Annotated in this window: 12 protein-coding genes; all 12 read left to right on the top strand. The window is 66.5% G+C overall.

The genetic code is table 11. The features are described from left to right. Nucleotides 1-366: 366 nt before the first annotated feature. Nucleotides 367-1,587, top strand: coding sequence for a flagellin (locus AC3WTC_RS20090; protein ID WP_025879099.1), 1,221 nt, complete (start codon nt 367-369; stop codon nt 1,585-1,587). 72 nt (nt 1,588-1,659) lie between these two features. Next, entirely contained in the window at nt 1,660-2,850 is a 1,191-nt protein-coding gene (locus AC3WTC_RS20085) for a flagellin (protein WP_032974832.1), read from the top strand. 86 nt (nt 2,851-2,936) lie between these two features. Further along, nucleotides 2,937-4,115, top strand: coding sequence for a flagellin (locus AC3WTC_RS20080; RefSeq protein ID WP_032974833.1), 1,179 nt, complete (start codon nt 2,937-2,939; stop codon nt 4,113-4,115). A gap of 443 nt (nt 4,116-4,558) precedes the next feature. Beyond that, on the top strand, nt 4,559-5,977 hold the full coding sequence (gene fliD, locus AC3WTC_RS20075; protein ID WP_492712389.1) for a flagellar filament capping protein FliD: 1,419 nt from the start codon (nt 4,559-4,561) through the stop codon (nt 5,975-5,977). Nucleotides 5,978-6,106: 129 nt separating this feature from the next. Continuing rightward, nucleotides 6,107-6,523, top strand: coding sequence for a flagellar export chaperone FliS (gene fliS, locus AC3WTC_RS20070; protein ID WP_025879005.1), 417 nt, complete (start codon nt 6,107-6,109; stop codon nt 6,521-6,523). Next, complete coding sequence (locus AC3WTC_RS20065) at nt 6,520-6,813, top strand: hypothetical protein (RefSeq protein WP_025879004.1); 294 nt, start codon at nt 6,520-6,522, stop codon at nt 6,811-6,813. The genes fliS and AC3WTC_RS20065 overlap by 4 nt, the downstream gene beginning before the upstream one ends. After that, entirely contained in the window at nt 6,810-7,388 is a 579-nt protein-coding gene (locus AC3WTC_RS20060) for a PilZ domain-containing protein (RefSeq protein WP_025879003.1), read from the top strand. The genes AC3WTC_RS20065 and AC3WTC_RS20060 overlap by 4 nt, the downstream gene beginning before the upstream one ends. 91 nt (nt 7,389-7,479) lie before the next feature. After that, nucleotides 7,480-8,112, top strand: a complete 633-nt coding sequence (locus tag AC3WTC_RS20055) for a response regulator (protein WP_025879002.1) — start codon at nt 7,480-7,482, stop codon at nt 8,110-8,112. 300 nt (nt 8,113-8,412) lie between these two features. After that, nucleotides 8,413-9,822 (top strand): RNA polymerase factor sigma-54, encoded by a 1,410-nt coding sequence (rpoN, locus tag AC3WTC_RS20050; RefSeq protein ID WP_080148826.1) that lies wholly within the window; start codon nt 8,413-8,415, stop codon nt 9,820-9,822. Nucleotides 9,823-9,836: 14 nt separating this feature from the next. Continuing rightward, entirely contained in the window at nt 9,837-10,214 is a 378-nt protein-coding gene (locus AC3WTC_RS20045; protein ID WP_025879000.1) for a response regulator, read from the top strand. Then, entirely contained in the window at nt 10,211-11,716 is a 1,506-nt protein-coding gene (locus tag AC3WTC_RS20040; RefSeq protein WP_025878999.1) for a sigma-54 dependent transcriptional regulator, read from the top strand. Before AC3WTC_RS20045 ends, AC3WTC_RS20040 begins: the two co-directional genes overlap by 4 nt. 249 nt (nt 11,717-11,965) lie before the next feature. Continuing rightward, a complete protein-coding gene (locus tag AC3WTC_RS20035; protein ID WP_080148827.1) occupies nt 11,966-12,382 on the top strand; it encodes a hypothetical protein in 417 nt (138 codons plus the stop codon). Nucleotides 12,383-12,645 lie beyond the last annotated feature (263 nt).

Here is a 12,645-nt window from a genome sequence, read left to right as displayed (position 1 = left end):
TGGTAGCGCCGGGCCATGCCCGGCGGATGTTCCGAAGCGCTGGCTCTGGTAGCGCCGGGCCATGCCCGGCGGATGTTGCGAGATCGCCCATCAAGCCCAGCCGGCCCCCGCCGATACCTTCATCAGCGTGGGTTGGGCATGCCCGACCGCCCCTACCAGGAGTTGCCTTGACGCTTCTCCAGGGCGGAAATCCCCGGAAAAACAGCTTTCAGCGACGAAATTCGGTTGCAACGAAATTCCCGGCTAAAGGTTGTTGACAAAGCGCCGTTATTCATTTGGCAACGGCGAAGCACACAGCCAAACAAAAAAATCAGGCGGCGCTTCGTTTCATTCACCAACGGGTTCCACATAAGAGGAGACGACCCCATGGCACAGGTAATCAACACCAATACGATGTCGCTCAACGCTCAGCGCAACCTGAGCACCAGCGGCAGCTCGCTCGCCACCACCATCCAGCGCCTCTCGTCCGGCCTGCGCATCAACAGCGCGAAGGACGACGCCGCCGGCCTGGCCATCAGCGAGCGCTTCACCACCCAGATCCGTGGTCTGGACGTGGCCATCCGCAACGCCAACGACGGCATCTCGCTGGCCCAGGTGGCCGAGGGCTCGCTGAACGAAGTGGGCAACAACCTGCAGCGCATCCGCGAACTGGGCGTGCAGGCCTCCAACGCCACCAACTCGGCCAGCGACCGCAAGGCGCTGCAGGCTGAAGTGACCCAGCTGGTCAGCGAAATCGACCGCGTCGCCAAGCAGGCCGACTTCAACGGCACCAAGCTGCTGGACGGTTCGTTCACCAGCCAGCTGTTCCAGGTGGGCGCCAACGCCGGCCAGGCCATCGCCATCAACAGCGTGGTCAACGCCAAGGCCGATTCGCTGGGCGCGGCCAGCTTCGCCAACGTCTACACCGGCACCAGCCTGGCTGCAGCCGACAAGGCCACCGCCGATACCACCTACTCCGGCCTGCAGATCTCGGTGACCCCGCCGGGCGGCGCCGCCACCACGGTCACCGTCAGCGACTTCACCGTGAAGGCAGGCGAATCGATCACCTCGGCCACCGCAGCCGCGATCAACAACAAGCTGGGCGAAACCGGCGTGGTCGCCTCCGTCAACGCCGGCGTGGTCAGCCTGGCCTCGGTCAAGGACGGCCAGACCTTCGCTCTGGGTGTCAGCGCGGCGACCCCGCCGGCCGGCGCCACCGCCGCCACCATCGCCGGCCTGGGCCTGACCGAGACCAGCACCAACGGCGGCACGCTGACCGGTGCAACGGCCAGCTTCGTCAAGGACCTGAACGTCACCACGGCCGAAGGCGCACAGAAGGCGATGTCGATCGTCGACAAGGCCCTCGAATCGGTCAACAGCGTGCGCGCCGACCTCGGCGCGATCCAGAACCGCTTCACCTCGGTAGTCGCCAACCTGCAGACCTCCTCGGAGAACCTGTCCGCATCGCGCAGCCGCATCCGCGATACCGACTTCGCCAAGGAAACCGCCGAGCTGACCCGCACCCAGATCCTGCAGCAGGCCGGTACGGCCATGCTGGCCCAGGCCAACCAGGTACCGCAGAACGTGCTCAGCCTGTTGCAGCGCTGACATGAGCCGCCCCCGGGGCACGTCGGGGGCGTCTAACCCAACTCACGTGCAACCGCTCAAGGACCTCTCCTCATGGCACAAGTAATCAACACCAACACGATGTCGTTGAATGCTCAGCGTAACCTGAGCACCAGCGGCAGCTCGCTGGCCACCACCATCCAGCGCCTGTCCTCCGGTTCGCGCATCAACAGTGCCAAGGACGATGCGGCCGGTCTGGCGATCTCCGAGCGCTTCGGCACCCAGATCCGCGGCACCGACGTGGCCATCCGCAATGCCAACGACGGCATCTCGCTGGCACAGGTCGCCGAAGGTTCGCTGACCGAAATCGGCAACAACCTGCAGCGCGTCCGCGAGCTGTCGGTGCAGGCCTCCAACGCCACCAACTCGGCCAGCGACCGCAAGGCGCTGCAGGCCGAAGTGACCCAGCTGGTTTCGGAAATCGACCGCGTCGCCAAGCAGTCGGACTTCAACGGCACCAAGCTGCTGGACGGTTCGTTCTCCAGCCAGCTGTTCCAGGTCGGCGCCAACGCCGGCCAGGCCATCGCCATCGACAAGACCATCGATGCCAAGGCCAATGCCCTGGGTGGCGCCAAGTTCGACACCAACGCGCTGGCCCTGGCCGATCCGGGCACCAACGCTGATTTCAGCACCAGCGGCCTGTCGATCAACGGTGTGGCCATCGCCGACGTCTCGGTCAAGCAGGGCGCCGACGCCGCTGCCACCGGCAAGGCCTCGCGCGAAGCACTGGTGACCGCGATCAACGCCAAGATCGGCGAAACCGGCGTCTACGCCGAAGTGAACGGCACCACCGGCGTGACCCTGACTTCGGTCAAGGACAGCACCAACGCTGACGGCTCGTTCAAGGCCATCACCGCAACGCCGGGTACCTGGACTGGCGCCACCGCCCCGACCTTCACCGCCACCACCGCTGCGGCGGCACCGGCCTCGAAGTTCGCCAGCGATCTGGACGTCAGCACCGTCAAGGGTGCACAGCAGGCAATGGAAGTGGTCGACAAGGCCCTGGGTGCGATCAACAGCACCCGCGCCGACCTCGGTGCGATCCAGAACCGCTTCACCTCGGTGGTCGCCAACCTGCAGACCTCCTCGGAAAACCTGTCGGCGTCGCGCAGCCGCATCAAGGACACCGACTTCGCCAAGGAAACCGCTGAGCTGACCCGCACCCAGATCCTGCAGCAGGCCGGTACGGCCATGCTGGCCCAGGCCAACCAGGTGCCGCAGGGCGTGCTCAGCCTGCTGCGCTGATCCGCTCCTTGATCGACCACCGGGCGGCGGCTGAGCTGCCGCCCGGTTCCTGAAATACGTTCCACCTTCGCCAAAGGAAAAGCACCATGGCACAAGTCATCAACACCAACACCATGTCCCTGAATGCTCAGCGCAACCTGAGCACCAGCGGCAGCTCGCTCGCTACCACCATCCAGCGCCTGTCCTCCGGTTCGCGCATCAACAGCGCCAAGGACGATGCGGCCGGCCTGGCGATCTCCGAGCGCTTCGGTACCCAGATCCGCGGCACCGACGTGGCCATCCGCAATGCCAACGACGGCATTTCGCTGGCCCAGGTCGCCGAAGGTTCGCTGACCGAAATCGGCAACAACCTGCAGCGCGTCCGCGAGCTGTCGGTGCAGGCCTCCAACGCCACCAACTCGGCCAGCGACCGCAAGGCACTGCAGGCCGAAGTGACCCAGCTGGTTTCGGAAATCGACCGCGTCGCCAAGCAGTCGGACTTCAACGGCACCAAGCTGCTGGACGGTTCGTTCTCCAGCCAGCTGTTCCAGGTCGGCGCCAACGCCGGCCAGGCCATCGCCATCGACAAGACCATCGACGCCAAGGCTGGCTCGCTGGGCACCTCGACCTTCGCCACCGGCGCGACCGCTGCCCTGGCCGCCAGCACCGACGGTGCCCGCTTCTCCGGCACGGTGATGGGCGTGGACATCGGCACGGTTGAAGTCAAGGCCGGTGCCACCACGGCCGACGCATCCAAGGCCGTGGCGACCGCCATCAACGCCAAGCTCGGCGAAGCCGGCATCTACGCCGAAGCCAATGCCGACGGCACGCTGAAGCTGAGCTCGGTGAAGGAAGGCAAGGCTGTTGCCGCTGCCGATATCGCCCTGATGCGCAGCGACTACGATGCCACCGGCAAGACCTGGGGCACCGCGGCTGCCGCTGGCGCCTACACCGCCGGTACCGATACCTCGGCCAACGTGCAGAAGCTGGACGTGAGCACCGTGCTCGGCGCCCAGCAGTCGCTGGAAGTGGTCGACAAGGCCCTGGGTGCGATCAACAGCACCCGTGCCGACCTCGGTGCCATCCAGAACCGCTTCACCTCGGTGGTGGCCAACCTGCAGACCTCGTCGGAAAACCTGTCGGCGTCGCGCAGCCGCATCAAGGACACCGACTTCGCCAAGGAAACCGCTGAGCTGACCCGCACCCAGATCCTGCAGCAGGCCGGTACGGCCATGCTGGCCCAGGCCAACCAGGTGCCGCAGGGCGTGCTCAGCCTGCTGCGCTGATCCACGGCAAGAAGGCGCCGCTACCGTCGGGTTGAACCGACGGTAGCGGCAACCCGACAGCCACGGCGTACTCAGGTGCCGGCCATGCCCGGCCCGGGAAGCTTCCCGAACCGGCTTGGCATCGCCCGCCCCTGCGGACCTCTCTTTCAGCGTTGTGCATGTTGACTGTACGTACCGGGCGGCTTCGTCTCCCCCCGATTGTCAGTAGCCTGATCCCTCCCCTGCATTGGGGGAGGGTTTTTTACAGACCCCCGGCAGCCCGCGGTGAACCCACCCGCACCCTGCCCCAGACCTCCTGCAACCGGCGTGCCAGAACCGCCCCACCAGCCAGTGGCACGGCGCATGCATCAACGAAGTCCTCAAGACCCAGCGGCACAGGCCGCTATTTTCGTTGACGACGGGCCGCCGTACGACGGCCAGGCCCGTATACCAGGAGAAACGACGTGGCAGACTTTGGATACGGTGGCATTGGCTCAGGGCTGGACATCTCCAGCATCGTCAACCAGCTGGTCGCAGCGGACCGCAAGCCGGCCGACAATGCGCTGAACCTGCAGCAGTCCAAGACCAAGATGCAGCTGTCGTCGCTCGGCACGGTCACCTCGGCCTTCGACAAGCTGAAGACCGCCCTGACCGCATTGAAGGCCACCACCGCCTTCGACACCCGCACCGTCAGCGCAACAGGAAAGGCCGGCCCCAACAATGCCAACGACGTACTGACAGCGTCCGTAGCGCTGTACGACGTAGGCACCACGAAGGCTGCCGCGTCCAACGGCACGCATCTGGTCGAGGTGAAGAATCTTGCATCGGCGCACAAGCTGATCGCCGATACCTCCATGCCCAAGACCGACACCTTCGGTGCCGGAACCTTGACGCTCACCGTTGGGGTGGGTGACAAGGCCAAGACCATGAACATCCAGGTGGAGGAAGGCGACACCCTCACCACCGTCCGCAACAAGATCGACGCCGCTGGCCGCAAGGAAGGCGTGCAGGCCACGCTGATCAGCTCCGGCGACAACCAGTACCTGTCCATCGCCCAGGAAAAGACCGGCGCAGCCAGTGCCATCAAGCTGGAGTACGCCGGCAGTGATCCGAAGCTGGGCGCGCTGGTCGGCAGCCTTAAGGAAAACAGCCCCGCCAAGGATGCGCTGCTGACCATTGATGGTGTGGAAGTGGTGAGTGCCAGCAACACCGTGGCCGACGCCGTGCCAGGCCTGACCCTGAACCTTAAGGAACAGGGCAAGAGCACGGTCGTCATCAGCACCGACACCACCGCCGCAACCAAGGTGATGCAGGAGTTCGTCACCGCCTACAACGCGGCCATCGCGGCGATCAACACCGAAACCAAGTACGACGCGAAGACCAAGGAAGCCGCCGCACTGACCGGCGATGCGCAGATGCGGGGTGCGATCGCGCAGCTGCGCTCGACGATGTCCGGCGTGCTCAAGGACCTGGCAGGCGACCAGCTGGACGCCAAGGCACTGGGCCTGCAGACCCGCGGCTATCCCAACGCCGATGGCACCCTGGTGCTGGACAGCACCAAGTTCGCCGCAGCCCTCGCCGCGCAGCCGGAGAAGATCCGCCAGGCGGTCACCGGCGATACCGGCGGTGCTGGCCGGCTGTATTCGCTGGTGGACGGCTACGTCAGCACCACGGTTGGCAAGGAAGGCGCCTTCGTCGCCCGCACCAAGGGGCTGAACACCACGCTGGACAACATCGACAAGCGCCGCAAGGACCTGGACGCGCGCATGGTCGGTGTCGAGGCCCGTTACAAGAAGCAGTTCGTGGCATTGGACAGCCTGATGGGCAAGCTGCAGCAGAGCAACACCGCGCTGCAGCAGCAGCTGGCCCAGTTGAACCGCTGAGGAAACACGCACGGCGCTCAAGTTTGGCGCCGTACGCACCGATAACGGACGCAACAGCAATCATCGCAGTGCCGGCGTCAACGGTCCCTTCGACCGCACCCCGGCACCCCGCGCAAGGGAGAATCACGAATGTACGGTTCCAGCCGTCAGTACGCCGAGCAATACCGCCAGGTGGGTGTGACCAGTGCGGTCGCCGATGCCGATCCGCACAAACTGGTGGCGCTGCTGCTGTCTGGCGCGCTGGAGCGCGTGCGCCGTGCACAGGCCACCCTCGACCAGGGCGACCAGGCCGGCAAGGGCAAGGCGATCGGCGAAGCATGTGCGATCGTCGCCCACCTCAACGGCTCGCTGGACCATGAAGCCGGCGGCGAAATCGCCGGCAACCTGTCGGCGCTGTACGACTACCTGCTGCAGCGCCTGACCGAAGCCAACCTGCACAACGACCGCGCCGCGCTGGACGAATCGCTGCAGCTGCTGGGCGAGATCGACGGTGCCTGGAATGCCATTCCGCACGAGCAGCGCCGTCCCGCGGCGGTGGCGCCATGAGCCTGCTTGAACTCAACGCGCAGCTGGATGCCTTCGAGAAGGCCCTCGACGAAGAGGCCTTCGAACAGGCCGACAGCCTGCTCGATGGCCATGACAGCACCCTGCACGCACTGCTGAGCCAGCCGCTGGGCAGCGCCGACCACGCGCCGCTGTCGGCCCTGCTGGAGCGCCAGCAGAGCCTGCTCGGCCTGCTGCGCCAGCGTCGCGACGCAGTCTCCGTGCAGATGCAGGACGGCCGCCGCTCCCTTCGCGCCGCGCATGCCTACCTGCAGGCAGAATCGCTGGCATGACCGTGCTGCCGACCACGTCCCTGCACCACCCGGCTGAAAGCGAGCTGTTCGACGAAACGCTCAGCTGTGAACTGGCCCTGCCCGCCGAGTTCCAGGCCGGCAGTGCAGTGGGCCGGACCAGCAGTGCCGAAGGCCTGCTGCGCAGCCTGGCACTGGTCGAAGACAGCCGCATCGACGAACACGAGGAACGCAGCGAAGCCAGCCTGCAGCTGCAGCGCCTGGAAGCCAAGGTGGACCTGACCATGGTCCTGCTCGGCCGCCTGATCCGCCAGCAGGGCCAGGAACCAACGCTTCGCCCGGTGCGCTGGTCGCGCCGTGGCATCCGCCTGCAGCTGGGCCCACGCAGCGGCAGCACGCCCGGCCAGGCCGGCGTTGTCCGCCTGCAACCCAGCGACTGGCTGCCCGACCATATCGACCTGCCGGTGGAAGTCATCGCCGAAGCGGCCGATGGCGGTGGTGGTCACTATCTGTGGCTGCGCTTCCATCGCCTCGGCGATGGCCTGGAAATGGCGATGGAACGGCATCTGTTCCGGCTGCACCGCCGGCAGGTGGCCGAGGCCCGCCGCGCACGCTGAAATCTGCCACCATGCAGGCGGACGGACAGCCCTTGGCGTGCCCGTTCAGCTAAGTTAAGGTGGAGCCCCCTCCCCAACCTCCAGCGTGCCTGTGCGAGTTCTCATCGTCGACGATCACACCCTGGTTCGCGCCGGCCTGGCGCGGCTGCTGCAGGGGTTTGCCGACGTGCAGCTCGTCGCCGAGGCCAGCAATGCCGAACAGGCACTGCAGATGGCCCTGCAGCACGCACCGGACGTGGTGTTGATGGACCTGTCGCTGCCCGGCCGCACCGGCCTGGAAGCGCTGAGCGACATCCGCCTGCGCGCACCCGGTACGCGCATCGTGATGATGACCATGCACGACGACGCCGCCCACGTGCGCGACGCCCTGGATCGGGGTGCCGTCGGTTTCGTGGTCAAGGATGCCGCACCGCAGGAGCTGGAACTGGCGCTGCGTGCCGCGCATGCAGGCCAGGTATTCCTGAGCCCGCAGATCTCGGCCAAGATGCTGGCGCCGATGCTCGGTCGCGAAAAACCGACCGGCATTGCCGCACTGTCGCCGCGCCAGCGCGAGATCCTTCGCCGCATCGGCAAGGGCGAGAGCAACAAGGAAATCGCCGCCGATCTTGGTATCAGCGTCAAGACGGTGGAGACCCATCGCGCACGCATGATGGAATCGCTGGGTTGCCGTCGCGCCAATGATCTGCTGCTGCTGGCCGCGCGCCACCAGCACGAACTGGAATGACGTCCCCGCGTCGGCGGTAACGCCGCAGCGCCACTGGCAGGGCTGGCGCCGAAATACCGTCACCCACGCGCATCCCGACGGGATTCCGTACAGCACGCACGACCTGCCGCCGTGGCCGCTGACCACGAATCAATGACTTGGTGCGCGTAATCGTCAAAATCCCGCGCTTGTGTAGGGGTTTTCCCTACACGGTGTCGGGAACACCACCAACACCCTCAGGAACCCCCCGATTCCGCCCTTGCCGGATCAAAAGCAAGATGTGTTCCACAAGGCGTCGGGGAGCGGCGCCGGGGAACCACGATGAAGGCTGCACTTTCGACCCAGCTGGGCCAACAACTTCACCTCACCCCGCAGTTGCTGCAGTCGATCCGGCTGCTGCAGCTCGACGGCCTGCACCTGGAACAGGAAATCCAGCGCCTGCTGGACTCCAATCCGCTGCTGGAAATCGAAGACGCCGAAGCGCCCGCCGCCGAAGCTACCGATCCGGCCACCACCACGCTGGATACGGCCGCGTTCGACGAACTGCCCGAATCCTCGATGTGGGAGGTGTCCGGCGCCAACTGGCAGGACGGCGACGACGACCGCATGGCGCGCATCGCCGCTGGCGAGTCGAGCGACCCGCAGCTGCGCGTGCTGCAGCGCCTGGCGCTGGACCTGGACGAGCACGAACTGGCCGTGGCCGCCTTCTGGCTGGAACACTGCGACGATGCCGGCTACCTGCAGGCACCGCTGGCGCAGCTGCAGCTGCTGGCCAGCGCGCAGTTCGACATCGATGCCGACGGCGTTGAAGCTGTCCGCCAGCACCTGCTGCAGGGCGAGCCGGCCGGCATGGCCGCACAGGACCTGCGCGAATCGCTGCTGGCCCAGCTGTGCAGCCTGCACGGCGTGGTGCCGGCCCGGCATCTGGCTGCGCGCATCCTGCAGGGCGCGCTCGATGCCTTGGCCGCGCACGACTACCCCGCCCTCGCCCGCCAGCACGATGCCGAGATCGAGGACGTGCGCGAAGCCGTCCGCCTGATCCTGTCGCTGCAGCCGCGCCCGGGCGACAGCCTGCTGCCCGAGCGCAATGCAGTGGTGGTGCCGGACGTGGTCGCCTGGCACGCCGACGAACAATGGAAGGTGGCGCTGAACCCGGCCACCAGCCGCCGGGTGTCGATCAACAGCCAGTACGAGCAGGCCCTGGCCGACAGCGGCGAAGCGGCCCCGGCTCTGCGCGAGATGCTGCAGGAGGCACGCTGGTTCAGCCGCGGCCTGTCGATGCGTTACGACACCCTGCTGCGCACGGCGCGGGTGATCGTCGAGCGCCAGGCAGCCTTCCTGGTGCGTGGCGAGGAAGCCATGGCACCGCTGACCCTGAAGGAAGTGGCCGAAGAAATCGGCATGCACGAATCCACCGTTTCGCGCATCACCACCGGCAAGTACCTGCAGACCCCGCGCGGCACCTTCGAACTCAAGCACTTCTTCGCCGTGCGCCTGGAAGGGGCCAGCGTGTCCGGCCAGGCGGTCAAGGCCATGGTCCGCCGCCTGATCGACGCCGAACCGGCCGGACGCCCGCTGGCGGACGAGGCCATCGCTGGCCTGCTGTCCCGCCAAGGGGTGAACATTGCCCGTCGAACCGTCGCAAAATACCGCGAACAACTGGATATCGCCCCGGCCCGAGAACGGCGCCGGGTCAACGCCAGGCAACCGCAGCTGGCCCGGGTGGGCTGAAAAGGATGTTGGACATGAACAAGCTCACAGTTCTGCTGGTCGATGACCACGAGGGCTTCATCAACGCGGCCATGCGCCACTTCCGCAAGATCGACTGGCTGCAGATCGTCGGCAGCGCCGGCAACGGCCTGGAAGCGATCGAACGCTCGGAAAGCCTGCGCCCGCAGGTGGTGCTGATGGACCTGGCGATGCCGGAAATGGGCGGCCTGCAGGCCACCCGCCTGATCAAGTCGCAGGATGATGCCCCGTACATCGTGATCGCCAGCCACTTCGATGACGTCGAGCATCGCGAGCACGCACTGCGCGCCGGCGCCGACAACTTCGTCAGCAAGCTGTCCTACATCCAGGAAGTCATGCCGATCCTGGAAGGCCTCAGGGAGGAACGGTCGTGAGCGAATCGCGCATCCTGGTACTGGACAACGACGCGGTGCGTGCCGAGCGCACCGTGGCCCTGCTGGAATTCATGGACTTCAACCCACGCTGGGTTTCCGACGCGGCCGATTTCGACCTGACGCGCCAGCGCCAGAACGACTGGATGGCGGTGATCGTCGGCAGCCTGGACGACAGTGCCGCCAGCACCGCCCTGTACGCCTGGCTGGGGGGCAGCAGCCTGCCGCCGCCGGTGCTGCTGGCCGACGGTGACGCGACTGCGTTCGCGCAGCGGCATGGCCTGCACGAAGCCAACATCTGGCCGCTGGAAGCGCCGCTGCGTCACGCACAGATGGAAGCCCTGCTGCGCCGCGCCAGCCTCAAGCGCCTGGATGCCGAACACCAGGCCGGTGCCGTGCAGGACCAGGGCCCGACCGGCAACGGTCCGGCGGTCAGCGCACTGCGCACGATGATCGAGCAGGTCGCCGCGTTCGACACCACCGTGCTGGTGCTGGGCGAATCGGGCACCGGCAAGGAAGTGGTATCGCGCAGCATCCACCAGCGCTCGCCGCGCCGCGACGGTCCGTTCGTGGCGATCAACTGCGGCGCGATTCCGGCCGAACTGCTGGAAAGCGAGCTGTTCGGCCACGAAAAGGGCGCCTTCACCGGCGCACTGACCGCGCGCAAAGGCCGTTTCGAAATGGCCGAGGGCGGCACCCTGCTGCTCGATGAGATCGGCGACATGAGCCTGCCGATGCAGGTCAAGCTGCTGCGCGTGCTGCAGGAGCGCAGCTTCGAGCGCGTCGGCGGCAACCAGACCATCCGCTGCAACGTGCGGGTGATCGCCGCAACCCATCGCGACCTGGAAAGCCGCATTGCCGATGGCAAGTTCCGCGAGGACCTGTTCTATCGCCTCAACGTGTTCCCGATCGATGTGCCGGCCCTGCGCGAGCGTCGCGAAGACCTGCCGGCGCTGGTGGAAACCATCGCCACCCAGCTGGCGCGCACCGGTCGCGGCGAAGTGCGCTTCACCCCGGAAGCGCTGCAGGCGCTGGCCGGCTACGAGTGGCCGGGCAACGTGCGCGAACTGACCAACCTGGTCGAGCGCCTGGCCGTGCTGCACCCGGGTGGCTCGGTGCGCGTGCAGGACCTGCCGGCACGCTACCGCGGCGACGCCGCGCTGGCCGTACCCGCTGTGGTCGCGGCCGCTCCGGTTGTCGCCAGCGAAGAACGCCTGGACCTGCGCAGCTTCTCGTTCCACACCCCGGGCAGCGGCAACCAGCCGTCACTCGAGCATGGCATCGCCGTCAACCGCGCCGCAGCGCCGGCCGCGTTGCCGGACGACGGCCTGGACCTGCGCAACCACATGGCCAACATCGAACTGGGCCTGATCAACGAAGCACTGGAACGCACCCAGGGCGTGGTTGCCCACGCCGCCCAGCTGCTCGGCCTGCGCCGCACCACCCTGGTGGAAAAGCTGCGCAAGTACGGCATCGAACGCGAAGCGGCCGAACTGGCCAGCTGACACGCGTCACCAGCATGAAGGGGGCACGAACGCCTGGGCTTGCCCGGGCGTTGGTGTTTGTGGGGGTCCGCCTGATGCGCGGGCGGGCCCGACGGTTCCATGGCAGCGGCCGGATTGCTCAGTAGATCCACGCCATGCGTGGATGATGGGCGACGGTACCGAGAATATTTCGCTGCATTTGCACGTTTTCCTACAGACAACGCAACCGCACCGCGGAGCATGGCAAGGACATCCCAACAAGGTTCCGCCATGCATCGTCTGACTCTGCTTGCCGCCCTGCTCTGCCCGGCCTTGGCCGCAGCATCCAACTGCACGCTGCCCACCACACTCGACCAGCGCCAGTTCACCAACCTCAGCGATCCGCTGTATCAGCCGGACAACCCCAATGCCGGACGCATGGTGCAGGTCAGCTTCGGCAGCAATCAGTACGTGCTGCACATCCTCGGCACCGACCTCCGCATCGGCGGCAGCTACCGTTACCAGCAACTGGCTCCGCACATTGCGGAAATCCAGATGACAGAAGCCCACCCCGCCGGCCCCGCCCGCTACACCCTGCTGCTGACCTGCCTGACCGACCACCAGGGCCGCTTCATCTACACCCAGCACGACGGCCCCATCGCCCCACGCCAGCGCCAGAATTCCGGCCGCTGGACCCTGCAGCCATAGGCCAAAAAACCGACGCCGGTGAAATGACGCGTCACACGCCTCGAGAGCAGCATTCATGCATGGCGTGGATCAAGCGTGTCGACCAAGGTCGACACCTACCAAGAGCAGCGTGCCGACCAACGGTCAGCACCCACCAAGCGCAGCGTGCCGACCAACGGTCAGCACCCACCAACAGCAGCGGGAAATTGTCGAAGGCGGGGTGGGTCCGGTTGCGGGGGTGTCCGCGGCATGGATGCCGCGGCCAAGCCCCCATGGACGGGTTT

The organism is Stenotrophomonas sp. FW305-C-20-S1, assembly GCF_058783335.1.
This window is presented reverse-complemented; position numbering and strand designations above follow the sequence as displayed.